This is a genomic window from Mesorhizobium sp. B4-1-4 (genome assembly GCF_006439395.2).
Classification (GTDB): Bacteria; Pseudomonadota; Alphaproteobacteria; order Rhizobiales; family Rhizobiaceae; genus Mesorhizobium.
In genome coordinates, this window is record NZ_CP083950.1 from 4,924,522 (window position 1) to 4,942,009 (window position 17,488).

17 protein-coding genes are annotated in these 17,488 nt (G+C 64.3%); 9 read left to right on the top strand and 8 right to left on the bottom strand.

The genetic code is table 11. The annotated features are described in order from the left end of the window. Nucleotides 1-284: 284 nt before the first annotated feature. From FJW03_RS23785 to FJW03_RS23795, 3 genes are all read left to right on the top strand, one after another. Entirely contained in the window at nucleotides 285-1,568 is a 1,284-nt protein-coding gene (locus FJW03_RS23785; RefSeq protein ID WP_181168954.1) for an IS4 family transposase, read from the top strand. A 507-nt stretch (nucleotides 1,569-2,075) separates the two neighbouring features. Beyond that, on the top strand, nucleotides 2,076-3,110 hold the full coding sequence (locus FJW03_RS23790; protein WP_140767114.1) for an aspartate-semialdehyde dehydrogenase: 1,035 nt from the start codon (nucleotides 2,076-2,078) through the stop codon (nucleotides 3,108-3,110). Nucleotides 3,111-3,296: 186 nt separating this feature from the next. Further along, on the top strand, nucleotides 3,297-3,749 hold the full coding sequence (locus FJW03_RS23795) for a GNAT family N-acetyltransferase (protein WP_140767115.1): 453 nt from the start codon (nucleotides 3,297-3,299) through the stop codon (nucleotides 3,747-3,749). A 2-nt stretch (nucleotides 3,750-3,751) separates the two neighbouring features. On the opposite strand, the gene FJW03_RS23800 is transcribed toward FJW03_RS23795, so the two are convergent. Further along, entirely contained in the window at nucleotides 3,752-4,159 is a 408-nt protein-coding gene (locus FJW03_RS23800) for an ACT domain-containing protein (protein ID WP_140767116.1), read from the bottom strand. 180 nt (nucleotides 4,160-4,339) lie between these two features. Between FJW03_RS23800 and FJW03_RS23805 the strand changes: the two genes are divergently transcribed. The 3 genes from FJW03_RS23805 (at nucleotide 4,340) to FJW03_RS23815 (ending at nucleotide 6,160) form a co-directional block, all read left to right on the top strand. Then, the gene (locus tag FJW03_RS23805) at nucleotides 4,340-5,245 is read left to right on the top strand and encodes a bestrophin family protein (protein WP_140695939.1); all 906 of its coding nucleotides are present in this window, start codon (nucleotides 4,340-4,342) and stop codon (nucleotides 5,243-5,245) included. 110 nt (nucleotides 5,246-5,355) lie between these two features. After that, the gene (locus tag FJW03_RS23810; protein WP_140695942.1) at nucleotides 5,356-5,766 is read left to right on the top strand and encodes a DoxX family protein; all 411 of its coding nucleotides are present in this window, start codon (nucleotides 5,356-5,358) and stop codon (nucleotides 5,764-5,766) included. A 130-nt stretch (nucleotides 5,767-5,896) separates the two neighbouring features. Next, a complete protein-coding gene (locus FJW03_RS23815; RefSeq protein WP_140610226.1) occupies nucleotides 5,897-6,160 on the top strand; it encodes a YMGG-like glycine zipper-containing protein in 264 nt (87 codons plus the stop codon). 76 nt (nucleotides 6,161-6,236) lie between these two features. Here FJW03_RS23815 and rpsP read toward each other — a convergent pair whose 3' ends face one another. The 6 genes from rpsP to FJW03_RS23845 all read right to left on the bottom strand — a co-directional run bounded on the left by rpsP (nucleotide 6,237) and on the right by FJW03_RS23845 (nucleotide 11,841). Next, on the bottom strand, nucleotides 6,237-6,635 hold the full coding sequence (gene rpsP, locus FJW03_RS23820) for a 30S ribosomal protein S16 (RefSeq protein ID WP_140695945.1): 399 nt from the start codon (nucleotides 6,633-6,635) through the stop codon (nucleotides 6,237-6,239). 48 nt (nucleotides 6,636-6,683) lie between these two features. After that, on the bottom strand, nucleotides 6,684-7,010 hold the full coding sequence (locus FJW03_RS23825; RefSeq protein WP_140610224.1) for a chorismate mutase: 327 nt from the start codon (nucleotides 7,008-7,010) through the stop codon (nucleotides 6,684-6,686). Nucleotides 7,011-7,020: 10 nt separating this feature from the next. Then, nucleotides 7,021-8,610, bottom strand: a complete 1,590-nt coding sequence (ffh, locus tag FJW03_RS23830) for a signal recognition particle protein (protein WP_140767117.1) — start codon at nucleotides 8,608-8,610, stop codon at nucleotides 7,021-7,023. A gap of 326 nt (nucleotides 8,611-8,936) precedes the next feature. Further along, nucleotides 8,937-9,896, bottom strand: coding sequence for a CPBP family intramembrane glutamic endopeptidase (locus tag FJW03_RS23835; protein ID WP_140767118.1), 960 nt, complete (start codon nucleotides 9,894-9,896; stop codon nucleotides 8,937-8,939). Between the two features lie 178 nt (nucleotides 9,897-10,074). Beyond that, nucleotides 10,075-10,680: a DUF1236 domain-containing protein gene (locus tag FJW03_RS23840; protein WP_140767119.1), complete on the bottom strand. Its 606-nt coding sequence runs from the start codon at nucleotides 10,678-10,680 to the stop codon at nucleotides 10,075-10,077. Nucleotides 10,681-10,743: 63 nt separating this feature from the next. Then, nucleotides 10,744-11,841, bottom strand: coding sequence for a putative zinc-binding metallopeptidase (locus FJW03_RS23845; protein ID WP_140767120.1), 1,098 nt, complete (start codon nucleotides 11,839-11,841; stop codon nucleotides 10,744-10,746). Nucleotides 11,842-12,089: 248 nt separating this feature from the next. Here FJW03_RS23845 and FJW03_RS23850 point away from each other — a divergent pair, with 248 nt between their 5' ends. Further along, nucleotides 12,090-12,887, top strand: coding sequence for a lytic transglycosylase domain-containing protein (locus tag FJW03_RS23850; RefSeq protein ID WP_140695959.1), 798 nt, complete (start codon nucleotides 12,090-12,092; stop codon nucleotides 12,885-12,887). A gap of 108 nt (nucleotides 12,888-12,995) precedes the next feature. Here the strand turns inward: FJW03_RS23850 and FJW03_RS23855 are convergent, their stop codons facing one another. Continuing rightward, entirely contained in the window at nucleotides 12,996-14,219 is a 1,224-nt protein-coding gene (locus tag FJW03_RS23855) for an argininosuccinate synthase (RefSeq protein ID WP_140610218.1), read from the bottom strand. Nucleotides 14,220-14,525: 306 nt separating this feature from the next. On the opposite strand from FJW03_RS23855, the gene FJW03_RS23860 reads away from it, so the two are divergent. Both FJW03_RS23860 and FJW03_RS23865 read left to right on the top strand, forming a co-directional pair. Continuing rightward, the gene (locus FJW03_RS23860) at nucleotides 14,526-16,583 is read left to right on the top strand and encodes a putative bifunctional diguanylate cyclase/phosphodiesterase (protein ID WP_140767121.1); all 2,058 of its coding nucleotides are present in this window, start codon (nucleotides 14,526-14,528) and stop codon (nucleotides 16,581-16,583) included. A 209-nt stretch (nucleotides 16,584-16,792) separates the two neighbouring features. Beyond that, on the top strand, nucleotides 16,793-17,434 hold the full coding sequence (locus FJW03_RS23865) for a LysE family translocator (protein WP_140767122.1): 642 nt from the start codon (nucleotides 16,793-16,795) through the stop codon (nucleotides 17,432-17,434). The last annotated feature ends 54 nt before the right edge of the window (nucleotides 17,435-17,488 follow it).

The following is a 17,488-nucleotide window of genomic DNA, read 5'->3' on the forward strand; positions in this document are numbered from 1 at the left end:
AAACAATCTTGGCCGTTCGTACTTCGTGGCGCCGCTCTTGTACAGGGCAAGAGGTACCGCTTTCCCTTCTCGCCCTGTGGGCTAGCGTGCGCACACATCTGCTTCGGAGGGGTGTCAAGGGACGTATTGGCCGGGCGGCAGATGGGGCTTGAAGGGTTGGAATCGTGTGTGATTCTGTAGCTGCCATTGTTGATTCGGGAGATTTCGACGATGGCACCGCTGCTTGGATACTTCGGCGACCTGCGCTTGCAAAAAAGGGGAGCATGGTGCTGGAGCGCATGTGCATGCGCATCAGCGCGGGCATGCGTCGGCTGGCCGATACACGCGCGGAACAGGTTGCGTTCACGCGGCTGTTTGGCAATCCCAACGTGACGGTGCAGGAGATCGTGCGCACGGCGGCGGCGCAAACGGCCAAGGCGGCGGCCGGCCGTCATGTGCTGATCATCGAGGACAGCAGCGAGATCAACTATCAGGCCAAGGCCTCGCGCAAGCGCGGCCTCGGATGTGTCGGCAACGGCAAGGATATCGGGCTGTTCGTACACCCGGCTCTGGCCGTGGATGCCGGCGACGGGTCGGTGCTGGGCCTTGCGGCGGCCACGATCTGGCGGCGCCGGGGGCAGAAGGCGGACGACTACCAGGCCCTGCCGATCGAAGCCAAGGAAAGCTACAAATGGATCGCCACCGCCACGGCGGCCCGCCAGGCGCTGACCGACACGCCGCTCCTCACCGTGATCGGCGACCGCGAGGCCGACATCTACGAGGTGCTGGCAAGGCTGCCTGACGAGCGCACGCATGTGCTCATGCGCGCTGTGCGCGATCGGGCGCTGGGGGAAGAGGGCGGCCGCTTGTTCGGCGAGATAGCCAAGACGCCGGAAGCCGGCCGCATCGCCTTCGATCTGCAGGCGCGTCCCGGCCGGCCGGGACGCAAGGTGCACCTGGCCGTTCGCTTCGCCGAGGTCACCTTGCGCCAGCCGCGCCTTGGGGCCGACCGCCGCGATCCGCGCGCGGTCAGGCTCAATATCGTGGAAGTGCGCGAGATCGATCCGCCTTCGCCCAAGGACGCGGTGATCTGGCGGCTGTTGACAACCCACACCGTCAAGACACTCGCCGATGCCATCGCCATCGTCGATCTCTACCGGTCGCGCTGGACCATCGAGCAGTTGTTCCGGACCTTGAAGTCGCAGGCCATCGATCTGGAGGAAAGCCTCATCGCCGATGGCGATGCACTCGAACGTCTGGCTGCAACCGCGCTGATCGTGGCCACCAGGGTTATGCAACTCGTGCACGGGCGCGACGCGGCCGGCCAGACCCTCAGGGCCACACGCCTCTTCAATCCCGCCGAGATCGCCGTTCTGGACGCGCTGGTCGCCAGGCTGGAAGGCAAGACCCAAACGCAGAAGAACCCGCATCCGCCACACACGCTCGCTTGGGCGGCCTGGTGCATTGCCCGGCTCGGCGGCTGGAACGGCTATCCAAAGGAGCGCCCGCCGGGCCCGGTCACCTTCAGCAACGGCCTCAAACGCTTCCACGCCATTGTTGAGGGCTTCGTCCTTGCAAACCCATACTGACCACCGCCAAATCAAATGTGTGCGCACGCTAGCGCCCTGTGGGAGAAGGTGGATTGGCGCGCAGCGCCAAGACGGTTGAGGGGTGCTGGAAGGATCGCCGTCGGTGCCAAGCTGGAGCACCCCTCATCCGACCGAGCTTTGCTCGGCCACCTTCCCCCACAAGGGGGGGAAGGGAAGAGCAGCGCCGCGCGACCAATTGACTCCTGCCGCAAACCGCGTAAAAGCCCGCTTCGAACGGGATCGTTTTTCGATGCGCGGCCTCTCGACGGCTCCTCTTGCATTCGATGCCCCCAGCCACGATGTAAACCATTGGGCCGGGCGCGTCGGCGCGTCGCCTCGTTCCGGCAAAACCCCATTCTTGGCCAAGAAAACCACCAAAACCACCACCAAAACGGTGTGATTCCCTTGGCCTAACCACCCTCTCCCGGGTCCGGCCCGGGGGACGGAACCCGCATCGGCCGGCGGGTTTTCTCCAACAAACCAAGCGGAGAGGGACAGGAGATTTCGATGAGTTTCAAGGTTGCAGTCGTCGGCGCCACGGGCAATGTGGGCCGGGAAATGCTCAACATACTGGAAGAGCGCGGCTTTCCGGTGAGCGAAGTGGTGGCGCTGGCCTCGCGGCGCAGCATGGGCACGGAAGTGTCGTTCGGCGACCGCACGCTGAAGGTCAGGCCGCTCGACCAGTATGATTTTTCCGACACCGACATCTGCATCATGTCGGCCGGCGGCAACGTCTCCAAGGAATGGTCGCCGAAGATCGGCAAGCAGGGTTGCGTGGTCATCGATAATTCGTCGGCCTTCCGCTACGACCAGGACGTGCCGCTCATCGTGCCGGAAGTGAATCCCCACGCGATCTCGCTGTTCACGCGCAAGAACATCATCGCCAACCCGAACTGCTCGACGGCGCAGCTGGTCGTGGCGCTGAAGCCGCTGCATGATGTCGCGACCATCAAGCGCGTCGTCGTCGCCACCTACCAGTCGGTGTCCGGCGCCGGCAAGGAAGGCATGGACGAATTGTTCACGCAGACGCGTGCCGTGTTCGTCGCCGACCAGGTGGACGTCAAGAAGTTCACCAAGCGCATCGCCTTCAACGTCATTCCGCATATCGACGTCTTCCTCGACGACGGTTTCACCAAGGAAGAGTGGAAGATGGTGGCCGAGACCAAGAAGATGCTCGATCCCAAGATCAAGCTGACGGCGACCTGCGTGCGCGTGCCGGTGTTCATCGGCCATTCGGAAGCGGTCAACATCGAATTCGAAAAGCCGATCACCGCCGACGAGGCACGCGACATCCTGCGCGATGCGCCCGGCTGCCAGGTTTTGGACAAGCGCGAGGACGGCGGCTACATCACGCCGCTCGAATCGGCCGGCGAGGATGCCACCTTCATCTCGCGCATCCGTGAGGATTCGACCGTCGACAACGGGCTGTCGATGTGGATCGTCTCCGACAATCTGCGCAAGGGCGCGGCGCTCAACGCCGTGCAGATCGCAGAGTTGCTGATCGAGCGCGGCCTGATCCAGCCGAAGCAGAAGGCGGCCTGACGGCTGTTCAACTAGCGCTCACGGGCCCTTCCGCCGCTGCTGCGGCGGGCCCTCCGCGAGGGCGCCGGACGACCGGCGGCCCGTCGTCGCGGGCTCGGCCTTCGGCCGGGGCGCTTCCTTCTCCCCGTTCACGGGGGTTCACGGGGAGAAGGTGCCCGAAGGGCGGATGAGGGGCAGCGCCGACCTATGAGCGATCGCACCAAAATCACTCTGCGCCCCGCCACCGGTTCGGATGCTATCGCCATCGCCAAGGTGATGCGGGCGGCGCTCAACTCGTTCGACTGGATGCCGGTCATCCACACGCCGGCTGAGGATCTTGCCTTCATCCGCGACATCCTGCTGCCACGGCAGCAGGCGACGGTCGCCGAAGCCGGCAGCGAGATTGTCGGCTTTATTGCCGTCAGTGGCGATTGGGTGGAACAACTCTACCTCGACCCGGCCTGGACCGGGCAAGGCATAGGCAGCCGGTTGCTGATCGACGCGACCGCTACTTTGCCGGTCGTGAAACTCCATTGCTTCCAGGCCAATACCGGCGCCCGGCGTTTCTACGAGCGCCACGGGTTTCGTGCCGAAGCGTTCGGCGACGGCACGACCAACGAGGAAGGCCTGCCTGACATTCTCTGTGTTCGCAGGTGTTGATTTCAGCCTGCGCTGTCCCTGGCCAACTGGTGCAGCAACCCCAATCCCTCCTGCGCCCGGTCAGCCGGAACGAACAGGTGGTCGTGATAAAAGCCCGAGACCGGATTGACGCCCATGCCGGCCCCGGCGAGCCGCGCGGTGATGGCGGCGAGGAAGCCGACTGCTTCCAGCGATGAGTGGATGTTCAGCGTGATCATCCGGCAGCGGAATGAAGCGGCCAGCCCTGCGGCACTCGCCGCATCCTCAGTTACAATCAGCGTCGTGCCCTCGCGCTCGCGAAATATCATGACCGGATCGAGGCCTTCCGGCTGGAGAACGCCGGGCCCCAGCGTCGCGAAGACATAGGTGCCATCGAGCAATTCCGGCGTCATCAATGCCAGCAGCTTTTTCAGATCGGTCTCGCCGGTCATTTTTCTTGCCTGTACTGGGGGCGGCCCTGCAATTTCCTCAATATCCGCAACTGCCGGATGCCGATAGTCCGCACACGGCGGGCACGACATGGCGATGTCGCTGGCGGCTGAGCTTGCGCATCTGTCCGATCGCACAATAGAGGAGCTGAGGGCCGACGCCGGTCCGTGAAAGGCCCTTCGATGATCGTTCGCCCGCGCCCCACCTTCCTGCAGCTGTTCTTCGTCATGCGCGGCTCCGTGGTGCCGCGCATCCTGCCGCAGATCCTTGGCTTCGCGCTTTATTCGGCGGTCATCCTTGTCGTGGCGCGCCAGTTCCATCTCGATCTCGGCGTCTTCAGCATCGCGCCTTTCGGGTTGGTGGGCGTGACCTTGTCGATCTACCTTTCGTTCCGCAACAACGCCGCCTATGACCGGTGGTGGGAGGCGCGCAAGCTGTGGGGCGCACTGGTCTTCGAAATCCGCAATCTGGCCCGCGCCACCACCAGCCTCATTCCCAACCGGGCCGAGCAGCGCGCGCTGCTGATGGAGGCGCTGGCCTTCTGTCATTTCCTGCGCGGGCAATTACGCAAGATCGACAGCGTGAAGGACGCCGGCGCCTTCATCGATGCCGAGGCGGAGCGGGCCGCAAGCTTTGCCAATCCGGCGGACGAGATGGTCAGGCGCATGGGCCGGCGCGCCAGTGCCCAACGCCGGGGCGGTGAACTCGACGCGATCGGCTTCCGCATCCTGGACGAAAGGCTGGCGTCGATATCGGCCATCCAGGCCGGCTGCGAGCGGATCGCCGGCACGCCCTTGCCCTTCGCCTATACGCTGCTGGTGCACCGAACGGCCTACATCGTCTGCCTGCTGCTGCCCATCGGCCTGATCTCGACCACCGGCTGGGCAACGCCGCTGTTCACGGCGCTGATCGCCTACACCTTCTTCGGTCTCGACGCGCTTTCGGAAGAGCTCGAGGATCCTTTCGGCACCGAGGCCAACGACCTCGCCCTCGACGGCCTGTGCCGCGTCTGCGAAATCTCGGTGTTCGAGGCGCTTGGCGAGACGCCGCCGAAGATGATCCCGGCTGAGAAGTTCTATTTTTCCTAGATCCGGCAGAGGACGGATCAAAAGAATCCAGACCCCCTGTAGGATTGCCGCTCTACCCCGCGTCCTTGGTTCGACCATCAAAAGGGACCCGAACCACCGGAGGAAGACCAATGAGCATTTCCGAAACCGCGCCTGTCTCCTCGGGCGCCCTGTGGTCCGGCCGCGTGCTCAGCGGCGTCATCGTCCTGTTCATGATCTTCGACGGCGCCATCAAGCTGCCGCCGCTCGACATCGTCACACAGACGATGTCCGAGCTCGGCTGGCCCGCTGACGCCAATGTCGCGCGCCTGCTCGGCGTCATAGGACTGGTCTCGACCGCGCTCTACGCTTTGCCACGCACATCGGTGCTCGGCGCGATCCTGCTCACCGGCTATATGGGCGGCGCCATCGCCACGCATGTGCGCATCGGCAGCCCGCTGTTCTCACACACGCTGTTCGGCGTCTATCTCGGCATCATCCTGTGGGGCGGCCTCTATCTGCGCGATCCCCGGGTCCGCGCGCTGATCCCGCTCAGCCGATAGTCGAGAGAGAGAATGTTCAGCGCCATCCAGCGGGCACTGTAGCGATCTTCATTCTTCCCGGATCAAATTAGCCGTCTGAGAGTTAAGGACTCGGCGGCGAGACGGCGACCCGCGTGTGAGAGGAGCTAAAATGAAGAAGATATTGACTGTTCTGGTGTTGGCGACGGCGCTCGGTGCATGTTCGCAGACGGAAAAAGGCGCGGCCGTGGGCGGCCTTGGCGGTGCCGCGGTTGGCGCGGCCGTTGCCGGGGATCCGGTCCAGGGCGCGGTGGTCGGTGGCGCCGTCGGCGCCGTGGCGGGCGCCCTGATCGGCCATGCCAGCGAGAGTGGCCAATGCCGGTACCGCGACCGCCATGGGCGGGTCTATGTCGACCGCTGCCCGAGCGGCTATTGAGCGCTCTTGGGACTGCAAACGGCAAAACGGCGGGCACAGGCCCGCCGTTCTGGTATCCGCAAGGGATGCGAAGCGATTACTCCGCCGTGGCGGCTTCTTCCGCCGGCGCGGCGGCTGCGGCCGCAACAGCGGCAGCGGCGTCGTCCTGCGCCTTCTTCAGAAGTGCCGCGCGTTCCTGGGCCTTCTTGCCCGGCTCGGCCTTCTTCGGGTTGGAGCGGGCGTCGCGCTTGGCAAGGCCGGCCTCGTCGAGGAAGCGCAGCACGCGGTCGGTCGGCTGGGCGCCGTGCGACAGCCAGTGCTTGACGCGGTCGGCGTCGACCTTGACGCGTTCGCCGTCCTTCGGCAGCAGCGGGTTCCACGAGCCGAGCGACTCGATGAAACGGCCGTCGCGCGGCGAACGGGCGTCGGCGACGACGACGTGGTAGTAAGGACGCTTCTTCGAGCCCGCACGGGCCAGTCTGATTTTCAGTGCCATTTCTTTTCTCCTAAAAGCTCTGATTTCGTTGATGAGTTTGGGTTGATCTCAACCCGTTTTCGTCACGCCGTTGGCAGCGGCGATCTGTTCGTGGTGCCGGATCACTTCGCGGACGACGAAGTTGAGGAATTTCTCGGCGAAATCCGGATCGAGATGCGCGTCCTTGGCCAGCTGGCGAAGACGGGCGATCTGCTGCTGCTCGCGTGCCGGATCGGCCGGCGGCAGGCCATGCTCGGCCTTCAGGACGCCGACCGCCTTGGTGCAGCGGAAGCGCTCGGCCAGCATATGGATGAGCGCGGCATCGATGTTGTCGATCGAGGCGCGGTAGCCGGCCAGGACAATGCGGGCGTCTGCCATGTCTTTTTCCTCGTTCACAGCGCGCCCCTCACTTCTTCTTGCCAAGGCCCGGCAGCCCGCCGCCGAGGCCCGGAAGCTTCATGCCGCCAGGCAGGCCGGGGAGGCCGCCGCCGGGAAGGCCGCCAGGCAAGCCCTTCATGCCGCCGAGGCCGGCGGCCTGCGCCTGCTTCTGCAACGCTTCGAGCTGCTTGGGATCCATCTTCGACAGGTCGGGCATGCCGCCCATTCCACCGGGCATCATGCCGCCCCCCAAACCACCAAGTCCCATCTTGGAGGCAAGACCGCCCATCATGCCGCGCATCAGGCCGCCGCCTTTGCCCTTGCCGCCCATCGCCTTCATCATGTCGGCCATGCCGCGATGCATCTTCAGGAGCTTGTTGATCTCGGCCGCGTCGGTGCCGGAGCCGGCCGCGATGCGCTTCTTGCGCGAGTGCTTGAGAATATCGGGGTTGGCGCGCTCGGCCTTGGTCATCGAGGAGATGATGGCGAGCTGACGGCCGAACATCTTGTCGTCGAGGCCGGCGGCGGCCATCTGGTCCTTCATCTTGCCCATGCCGGGCATCATGCCCATGATGCCGCCCATGCCGCCCATCTTGGACATCTGCTGAAGCTGCTGGGCCAGATCGTTCAGGTCGAACTTGCCCGACTGCATCTTCCTGGCCATCGCCGCCGCCTGCTCGGCGTCGATGTTTTCGGCGGCCTTCTCGACGAGGCTGACGATGTCGCCCATGCCCAGGATGCGGTCAGCGATGCGCTTGGGGTGGAATTCCTCCAGCCCGTCCATCTTCTCGCCGGTGCCGATCAGCTTGATCGGCTTGCCGGTGACGGCGCGCATCGAAAGGGCCGCACCGCCACGGCCGTCGCCGTCCATGCGGGTCAGCACGAGGCCGGTGATGCCGACGCGCTCGTCGAAGCTCTTCGCCAGGTTGACGGCGTCCTGGCCGGTCAGCGAGTCCGCGACCAGCAGGATTTCGTGCGGGTTCGACACCTTCTTGATGTCGGCCATCTCGACCATCAGCGGCTCGTCGATATGGGTGCGGCCGGCAGTGTCGAGGATGACGACGTCATGGCCGCCGAGCTTGGCCGCCTGCACGGCGCGCCTGGCGATGTCGACCGGGTTCTGGCCTGATATGATCGGCAGCGTCGCAACCTTGACCTGCTCGCCGAGCTGGCGCAGCTGCTCCTGCGCGGCGGGACGCCGCGTGTCGAGCGAGGCCATCAGGACCTTCTTGTTCTGACGCTCGGTCAGCCGCTTGGCGATCTTGGCCGAAGTGGTGGTCTTGCCGGAGCCCTGCAGGCCGACCATCATGACGACGACGGGGGCGGGCGCATTGAGATCGATGGCGACGCCCTCGGCGCCGAGCATGTCGACCAGCTCGTCATGGACGATCTTGACGACCATCTGGCCGGGCTTGATCGACTTCAGCACTGCGGCGCCGACGGCCTTTTCGCGCACCTTGTCGGTGAAGGAACGCACCACTTCCAGCGCGACGTCGGCCTCGAGCAGCGCACGGCGCACCTCGCGCAGTGCCGCCGAGACATCAGCCTCCGACAGCGCGCCGCGGCCGGTGAGGCCGTTCAGGATGGAGCCAAGGCGCTCCTGCAGCGATTCAAACATTCTTTGTCCTTTTCCCTGACACCCGGATGGTGCCCGAGAGGTAGTGCGTTCGCGCTCCGTCTCCAAGCAAAACCCAGTCCAAGCAAAAGCAAAAGCCAAAACCAAAAAGCACCCGGGGGCGCACAGCGCTGCCGGGTGTTGGCCTCCAGGATCGATTTACAGCACTTGGCCTCCTAAGAGGCTTCGGCGTCCTGGTCGGCTTGCTCGGAGGGATACTCGTCGCGGAATTCGAGGCGTGTAGACAGGAAATCGGCGCAAGAGTCAAGGCAAGGGCCAGGCAGCAAGGCGTATGGCGGCCCTACGAGATGATTTTCATCGTGCCCGTGTCAGCTGGCTGGCTCGGCTGTGTCAGCCGCAACCTTGAGCAGCGAGCGGGGATGAAGCAGCAGCACAATCGTCAGCAGGCTGCTGACGATGCCGATCATGGCGATGAGTACCGCGTCCGTCGTTGTCCAGCCCGGCCCTTCGAGCGGCGTGGCGGTGAACAGGGCGAAGGAATTGTAGCTCGCCTGATGCGAGATCAGCAGGAAGCCGGTCAGATTGTTGCCGAGATGGGCGCCAAGCGCAGCACCCAGATTGCCGGTGGCATAGACCACGAGCGTCAGAAGGAGGGCAAAAGCGGCGATCGAGGCCAGCACGCAGGCATTGATGGCGGCGGACGAATTCGTGCTCCAGTGCAGTGATGTGAACAGCAGTCCCGGCAGCAGTGCCCAGATGAACGGACTTCTGTAGCGGTAGGCCAGACCGCGCAGCAGGTAGCCGCGAAACAGCACCTCTTCCGACGATGTCTGCAGAAAAGTGAGCGCGACGATCGGGATCAGGAACAGCAACCAGGACGACAGGCGGATCGTGCCGCGCGATATCCCGGGCTCCAGGAGGTAGAGCAGGATTTCGGATATAAGCGAGGTGATCAGCACCGCGACCAGCCCCTTGAGGAAATCCGGCCGGCAAACACGCCGGCTGTTGCCAAGAAGTGCCGACAAGGGTTCGGCATGGACCCAGCGCATCGCAATCCATAGGCCGATCCAGATTCCGGCGAAGGAGCCAAGCGCGCTGAGGATGCCGATGTGCGAGGCGAGGAAACCCTGCATCCCGCCGGCAGGCGCGGCCCCGCCCTTCGAAGCCTGCCAGGTGAACAAGGCATAGGTCCCGCCAAACAGCACGATCGCGGTGGATACCACCCAGAACAGGACGACGATCCCTGTCCCGAAAAACAGCCGCCACAAGGTGGTTTTGTGGTTTGGCGAATGCCGGTAACGGTCGAAGGCGGCAGGGTCAGATATCACGACGGTTCCTTTGCCGAATCCACCACCTGCTGACTAGCCGATGGGCCTAAAGATCGGAATCGATTTCGCAAAGGAGCGGCGCGCGCCTGCACTTCCGATCCAAGCGCGCGCCAGAAACATCGACTGGCCCTGCATGCTCAAGCGGCGGTGCTGTCGCGACCGCTTGAGAAAGCCTATGTCAACGCATCACGTACATGACGCGCCGTGTCTGCGGATCGATCAGCGCCGGCTGACCGTTCACATAGACATAGCGGTAGTTGTAATCCGGAATTGGGCGCAGTTCGACGGTGTCGGGCAAGATCGCGCCGGTCACCACCTCGCCGTCGAGATAGACCGGGTCGAGGCGGTGGGTGTCGACATAGGTCCGGACCTCGGCTGGAGGCGCAGGAAAGTCGCCCACGACCGGGTCGCTGGAGATGATCGCGCCAGTATAATCATTCGAGTAGTTGCCGATGTCTTCCGGCGGCGAGACGATCGCGACGCTGGAACCGTGCGGCCGCTGCGTCAGCACCACCCGGCTGCCGCCGAAATCGGCCGTCACATAGTCGGAATAGACCCAGCCCTGGCCGCCCGCTTCGGCAATGGTGCACCATTTGCTGTTCTCGATGCAGCCATTGAGCGTTGCCGACTGGCCAGCGGCGAGCACGCCGATGACTGGATATTGCGGGCCGGGGCCGGCGCGCACGTTGAGATCGGTGACGGCCGAGACGGCTGTGTCGGCAAGCGCGGCACCCGACATCACGGCCAACATCCCGGCGACCGCGGGCAACAACAGGGATTTCATGGGTTCTCTCCGTTTTCATGGTCCCTCGGCGGTGAAAACGGCGCAGCGGCGCATGCGTTCCGACTAAAGCGCCGTTGCCAACTCACGATTTGTTCCGACGTCTTTCGGCAAACCGGTCAGAAGGTCGTGAACGAAGGCCAGTTTTCGAGCCGTGACGTCCGAAATGACGAAGGGGTAGAGATCCGGCAGACCCATGCAGCGGTTGATCGAATTGGAGGCTTCCGACAGCACCAGCCAGCGGGCGAGGACCTTGTCGAAAGGCTCGGGTCTGTTCGCAGGCTCGGAAGGGGCTGCCTGCAGCCGGCCGCCAGTGTCGCCCCGCGGCAAGTCGTTGGCCTCCACCGTCTCCAGCCGCCCAAGCGGGAAGTTCAGCGCATGGACCATCTCCAGCGTGTCGGTGATGTGCAGATGGTGGGCCCATGTCTCCGCCCAGTCCTCCCACGGATGCGAGGTCGCATAGGCCGAGATGTGGTCTTGCTGCCAGTCGGGCGCGGCACCATTGGCGTAGTGAGTCTTCAGCGCCTGTTCGTAGTCGGCGCGCTCGTCGCCGAACAAGGCGCGGAAGGCTTCCAGCCTTTGCGGATCGTCGCGGATCAGGCGATCCCAGTAGTAATGGCCGAGTTCGTGCCGGAAATGGCCGAGCAGCGTGCGGTAATTCTCGCCCATCTCGACGCGACGCTTTTCGCGCTCGGCCGAATCGGCCTCGGCCACGTTGAGCGTGATCAGGCCATTGTCGTGGCCGGTCAGGATGCGTTCGCCGCCGGGGCCGCCGCCGATCGGCTCGGCAAGGAAGTCGAAAGCCAGGCCCACCTCGTCGGCGGGCGCATGCTTGGGCGCGACCGGCAGGCCGAAGGCGAGCAGCGAATAGACGGCACGCTTCTTCGCCGCCTCGACCCGGATCCAGCGGCGGCGGTTGCCGTCGACCGAGAGATCGGGGATCAACTGGTTCAGCGCGCAGGCCCGGCAGAAAACCCGCCCCGGCTCGGCCATCCAGTTGCAGGCGCATTCATCGGCATTGGTGCATTGGATGATGCCGTCGACGCCGGACAGGACAAAGCGCGCATGTTCGGGGTCGTAGAGCACGCGGCTGGAGCAGTTCAGGCACTGGGCGTTCTCGAAGTACAGGCGGTGGCCGCATTGCGGGCAGTCGAAGAGTTTCATATCGGTCTCGGCGTGCGGGGAGGTGTCGCTTCGAAAACGCGGGCCTTCAAACGTCGTTCCGTACGGTGACGCCAATCAGCAACAGGGCAGGCGGATCAGCCGGCTCTCGGCCGCGTTCGCCACAATAATTACTTGATCGTAGGTAAATTCCCCGGCATTCGCCAGCACGGCGCCGCGGACGGTGACAAATGTGCGTTTCGCTGGCAAATTCGCAACTGGGACGTGAATCAGGCAACCAGGAGAACAATATGGCGTTTCTTGCCAAGGGTAGGATTTTAGCGGCCGCGGTGGTGGCTGTGCTTGGGCTTGCGACGACCGCGCAGGCGGCGCCAAGCTGTGGCAAGAACGGCGCCGGCTTCGATGCCTGGAAACAGGATTTTGCCGCGGAGGCCAAGGCCGAAGGTGTAGGTTCGAGGGGACTGGCGGCTCTTGCTGGCGCGACCTACGCGACAAGGACGATCGCCGCCGACCGCGCCATCCATAAGGCTTTCAGCGGTTCGGTGGACGATTTCATGAAGCGTCGTGGCGGGGCGGCGATCATTTCCAAGGGCCGTGCGCTGAAGAAGTCGAACGCGGCGCTGTTCGACCAGATCGAGCGGAACTATGGCGTATCGCCGGGTGTGCTGCTCGCCATCTGGGGCATGGAGACCGGCTTCGGTGCCTCCATGGGCAACCAGAACACGATCTCGGCCATTTTGACGCTGACCTATGATTGCCGCCGTCCGGACTACTTTCACCCGCATGCCATTGCGGCCTTGAAACTGGTTGATCGCGGAACGTTGACCGCCTCGTCGGTCGGCGCCATGCATGGCGAGATCGGCCACACACAGTTCCTGCCCGGGAATGTCCTGAAATATGGCGTGGGGAGCGGAAACCTGCGCGACAAGGCCACTGCGCTGGCCTCCACCGCCAACTTCCTCAAGGGGCATGGCTGGCAGGCCGGCGCGAGCGCGGAGGCGAACATGGGCGCAATTGCCGGCTGGAATTCCGCGAGCGTCTATCAGCAGGCCATTGCCCGGATCGCGACCGCGATCGACGCCGACTGACCCGATCTTCGTTCAGCAGCAGGAGCCCGGCCATGTGCCGGGCTTTTGTTTGGTCGTAAGGAAAGCCGACGCCTGCGTCGGCTTTCTATTTCCGGTCGAGCCCGGATATCAGCCGTTGCGGTTCCTCGCCGCCAACGTGCGCAGCCTGAGCGCGTTGAGGCGGATGAAGCCGGCGGCGTCCTTCTGGTCATAGGCGCCGCGGTCATCCTCGAAGGTGACCAGCGCATCCGAATAGAGCGTCTTCTTCGACTTGCGGCCGGTGACCATGACATTGCCCTTGTAGAGCTTCAGCCGCACCGTGCCTTCGACATCTTCCTGGCTCTTGTCGATCATCGCCTGCAGCATCAGCCGCTCGGGCGCGAACCAGAAGCCGTTGTAGATGAGTTCCGCGTAGCGCGGCATGAACTCGTCCTTGAGGTGCGCGGCACCGCGGTCGAGCGTGATCGATTCGATGGCGCGGTGGGCCGCGATCAGGATGGTGCCGCCGGGCGTCTCGTAGACGCCGCGCGACTTCATGCCGACGAAGCGGTTCTCGACCAGGTCGAGCCGGCCGATGCCATTGTCGCGGCCGAGATCGTTGAGCGCCGCCAGCATGGTTGCCGGCGACAGCTTCTTGCCGTCGAGCGCGATCGGATCGCCCTTCAGGAATTCGATCTCGATCTCGGTGACCTTGTCCGGCGCATCCATCGGCGAAACGGTGCGCTGGTGGACGAATTCCGGCGGCTCGCTCCACGGGTCTTCCAGCACCTTGCCCTCGGAAGAGGAATGCAGGAGGTTGGCGTCGACCGAGAACGGCGCGTCGCCCTTCTTGTCCTTCGGCACCGGAATCTGGTGCTGCTCGGCGAAATTGATCAGGTCGGTGCGCGACTTGAACGACCAGTCGCGCCAGGGGGCGATGACCTTGATGTCGGGGTTCAGCGCGTAAGCCGACAATTCGAACCGGACCTGGTCGTTGCCCTTGCCGGTGGCGCCGTGCGCGATGGCGTCGGCGCCGGTTTCCCTGGCGATCTCGACAAGATGCTTGGAGATCAGCGGCCGCGCGATCGAGGTGCCGAGCAGGTAGGTGCCTTCATAGACGGCGTTGGCGCGGAACATCGGGAAGACGAAGTCGGAGACGAATTCCTCGCGCACATCGACGACGCGGATATCCTTGATGCCCATCATTTCGGCTTTGCGGCGCGCCGGCTCCAATTCGCCGCCCTGACCGAGATCGGCGGTGAAGGTGACGACCTCCGCGCCGAGTTCGGTCTGCAGCCATTTCAGGATGATGGAGGTGTCGAGGCCGCCGGAATAGGCGAGCACGACTTTCTTGACGTCTTTGGCCTTGGACATTTCTGCTCCGTGGGATGGCGGACGCCCTGAGCGGGCATCACGGATGGTCGGAGCGCCTTTTAGCAGGAACGGCAAAGCGAGCAAGCAGGCGCGGCGCCAGACTGCCGATCAGCGTATAGCTGGGTGCTGAACACCGGCCAGGAAAACAACTTGCTGCAATCGAAGGCTGCATTTAGCTGTCGTATTTAATCAAGTTTTCATGCCCCGTCGCTAAAAGACCCGACGGAGCTGCGCCGGCCCACAGGACCGTGCCGGGGCAGCCTCGCTCGCTTCGTCGCGGGTATCCTCGGGCTTGGGCCATCCTTGATGCGCGTTATATCCTGTATCGTCACGGAGCATAATCTGTGGCTCGTTCTCCTGGCGGCGCTGATGTGCGTCACCGGGTGCTGGGTGACAATCGGTCTGCTGGACCGCGCCAGGAAAACCGTTGGTGTGCAGATGCGGGGCTGGCTGTTCCTGGCCGCGGTCGCGGCCGGCTCCTCGGTCTGGTGCACGCATTTCATCGCCATGCTGGCCTACCAGCCCGGTGCGCCGATCACCTTCGATCCGGCGCTCACCATGATATCCCTGGTCATCGCCATGGTCGGAACCGGGACGGGCTTCGGCCTTGCTCTGGACAAAGGCCGCGGTCTGGCGCCGGAATGGGGCGGATGCCTTGTCGGATTGGCGATCTCGGCCATGCATTATACCGGCATGATGGCCTATCACGTGGCCGGCATCGTCGAGTGGGACGCCCGCTATGTCGTCGCGTCGCTGCTGATCTCGATAGTGTTTTCCGCCGCCGCGATCGGCCAGGCGGTGCGCCGGCCGTACCGCTGGTCGCACTATCTCGGCATCGGGCTGCTGGTGCTCGCGATTGTCGGCCTGCATTTCACGGCAATGGCCGCGGTGGCGGTGACGCCGCTCTCCTTCATCACCACGGGCACCAATCCCGATATCCTGGAAGCGATGGCCGTCGCGGTCGCCGTTGTCGGCCTGATCGTCGCCGCCACCGGCTTCGCCAGCTATCTGATCGACGAGCGCGGCCGGCTCGAGAGCTTCGAGCGGCTCCAGCATCTCGCCCTCAACGACGCGCTTACCGGTCTTGCCAACCGCGTCTCCTTCAACGACCGCCTCGACCATGAGATCAAGCGGGCGCGCGAGGACCAGGATGCGATGACCGCCGTCATCGTCATCGATCTCGATCGTTTCAAGGAAATCAACGACCTCAGGGGACACGCCGCCGGCGACCAGGCGCTCAAGATCATCGCCCGCAGGCTGGCGAAACTCGTTGGCGACGGCGAGTTCGTCGCCCGGCTCGGCGGCGACGAATTTGCCGCCATCAAGCGCTTCAAGGACCAGAAGGATCTTATCGGCCTGGTCTCGCGGTTGGAAAAATCGTTGTTCGAGCCCCTGCGGCTCGACGATTTCGAGATCGTCACCGGCGCCAGCATCGGCGTGGCCGTCTATCCGCGTGACGGCGCCGACCGGGAGAGGCTGGTCAGCAATGCGGACCTGGCCATGTACCGGGCCAAGAACGACGTGACGCGAGCCGTCTGCTTCTATGAATCGGCCATGGACGAGACGGCGCGGGCGCGCCGCGCGCTGGCCAACGATCTTCGCCAGGCGATCGAACGCGGCGAGCTGTCCCTGCATTATCAGGTGCAGACTTCGGTCGCGACCGGCGCTACCTGCGGCTATGAGGCGCTGCTGCGCTGGACCCACCCCGTGTACGGCATGATCCCGCCGGTCGAATTCATCCCGATCGCCGAGGAGAATGGCTCGATCCTGGCGATCGGCGAATGGGTGCTGCGCACCGCATGCCGTCAGGCAGCCTCCTGGGGCAATGGCCACAAGATCGCGGTCAACCTGTCGCCGGTGCAGTTCGCCCATGCCGACCTCGCCACGCTCATCCACCAGATCCTGGTCGAGACCGGGCTGTCGCCGAAGCGCCTGGAACTCGAACTGACGGAATCGACGATCGTCGCCGACAAGGTTCGCACGCTGCACGTGCTGCGCCAGATCAAGGCGCTGGGCGTGACGATCGCGATCGACGATTTCGGCACGGGCTATTCCTCGCTCGACACGCTGCGCTCGTTCCCTTTCGACAAGATCAAGCTCGATCGTTCGTTCATGGCCGATGTCGAGCGCAGCCCGCAGGCCAAGGCGATCATCCGCGCCGTGCTGACACTGGGGCGCAGCCTCGACATTCCAGTGCTCGCCGAAGGCGTCGAAACCCATGTCCAGCTCAGCATCCTGCAAGTCGAGGGTTGCAACGAGGCGCAGGGCTATTTCCTCGGCCGGCCCAAACCAATCGACCAGATCGTGCTGACCGGTGCGGCGGTCCCCACGCTTGCCGAGATCCATCGGCCGGCTGCCGCTTAGCCTCCGGTCCGGCACGGCTTGGCATCCTGCGCGTGGCGCGACGCAGCTCGCCCTTCCGTGCCTGGCGCCATCGCCGCGCATCCTGTATAGGCACACGCATTCCCGGAGCGGTCCATCGTTCACGAACGGCGAGCCGCTCTGTCTCCCTCTCCTTGTCTGACGCAATTCCGCCCGGAAAGCTGTTCGCCGGAATTGTTCTGGGGCCTTGCATGTCCTTCATTCCCGACACCACCACGCTGATCCAGTTCGCCATCGCCACGGTCATCCTGGCGATCACGCCCGGGCCGGACATGACCTTGTTCGTGTCGCGCACGCTGAGCCAGGGGCGCGCCACCGGCTTCGCCTCGATGACGGGCGCGCTGTGCGGCACGCTGATTCACACCACGCTGGTGGTGGTCGGCGTCTCGGCGCTGATCGTCGCCTCGCCGATGGCGTTCTTCGCGCTGAAGATATTCGGCGCTGGCTATCTCGTCTTCCTCGCCTGGCAGGCGATCGCCAAGGGCTCGGCCTTTTCGCCGGAAAAGAAGACGGGGCCGCAAATCTCGCTGCTGCGCAGTTGGGCGGCGGGGCTCGGCGTCAACCTGCTCAACCCGAAGATCATCCTGTTCTTCATGACCTTCCTGCCGCAGTTCGTCTCCGCACATGACCCGAACGCGCCGGGAAAGCTGTTCTTCCTCGGCACCATGTTCATCGTGCTGTCGATCCCTGTGACGGCGCCGATGGTGCTGGCGGCGGAAAGGTTCTCGGCGGCGATGAAGGCCAGCCCGCGCGTCACGCGCGTGGTCGACTATCTGTTCGCAGGCGTCTTCTCGGCCTTCGCGCTCAAGATACTCACGGCGCAGGCGAAATAGGCACTCTTCGGCGCGTCGGATTTCGCGAACAGCGGTGCAAATTTGCTCCTGCCG

Excerpts from the sequence above, each read along its gene's own strand:
- FJW03_RS23785 (WP_181168954.1), top strand. The coding sequence starts at position 285 with ATGCGCATCAGCGCGGGCATGCGTCGGCTGGCCGATACACGCGCGGAA.
- FJW03_RS23790 (WP_140767114.1), top strand. The coding sequence starts at position 2,076 with ATGAGTTTCAAGGTTGCAGTCGTCGGCGCCACGGGCAATGTGGGCCGG.
- FJW03_RS23795 (WP_140767115.1), top strand. The coding sequence starts at position 3,297 with ATGAGCGATCGCACCAAAATCACTCTGCGCCCCGCCACCGGTTCGGAT.
- FJW03_RS23800 (WP_140767116.1), bottom strand. The coding sequence starts at position 4,159 with ATGACCGGCGAGACCGATCTGAAAAAGCTGCTGGCATTGATGACGCCG.
- FJW03_RS23805 (WP_140695939.1), top strand. The coding sequence starts at position 4,340 with ATGATCGTTCGCCCGCGCCCCACCTTCCTGCAGCTGTTCTTCGTCATG.
- FJW03_RS23810 (WP_140695942.1), top strand. The coding sequence starts at position 5,356 with ATGAGCATTTCCGAAACCGCGCCTGTCTCCTCGGGCGCCCTGTGGTCC.
- FJW03_RS23815 (WP_140610226.1), top strand. The coding sequence starts at position 5,897 with ATGAAGAAGATATTGACTGTTCTGGTGTTGGCGACGGCGCTCGGTGCA.
- rpsP (WP_140695945.1), bottom strand. The coding sequence starts at position 6,635 with ATGGCACTGAAAATCAGACTGGCCCGTGCGGGCTCGAAGAAGCGTCCT.
- ffh (WP_140767117.1), bottom strand. The coding sequence starts at position 8,610 with ATGTTTGAATCGCTGCAGGAGCGCCTTGGCTCCATCCTGAACGGCCTC.
- FJW03_RS23840 (WP_140767119.1), bottom strand. The coding sequence starts at position 10,680 with ATGAAATCCCTGTTGTTGCCCGCGGTCGCCGGGATGTTGGCCGTGATG.
- FJW03_RS23845 (WP_140767120.1), bottom strand. The coding sequence starts at position 11,841 with ATGAAACTCTTCGACTGCCCGCAATGCGGCCACCGCCTGTACTTCGAG.
- FJW03_RS23850 (WP_140695959.1), top strand. The coding sequence starts at position 12,090 with ATGGCGTTTCTTGCCAAGGGTAGGATTTTAGCGGCCGCGGTGGTGGCT.
- FJW03_RS23855 (WP_140610218.1), bottom strand. The coding sequence starts at position 14,219 with ATGTCCAAGGCCAAAGACGTCAAGAAAGTCGTGCTCGCCTATTCCGGC.
- FJW03_RS23860 (WP_140767121.1), top strand. The coding sequence starts at position 14,526 with ATGCGCGTTATATCCTGTATCGTCACGGAGCATAATCTGTGGCTCGTT.
- FJW03_RS23865 (WP_140767122.1), top strand. The coding sequence starts at position 16,793 with ATGTCCTTCATTCCCGACACCACCACGCTGATCCAGTTCGCCATCGCC.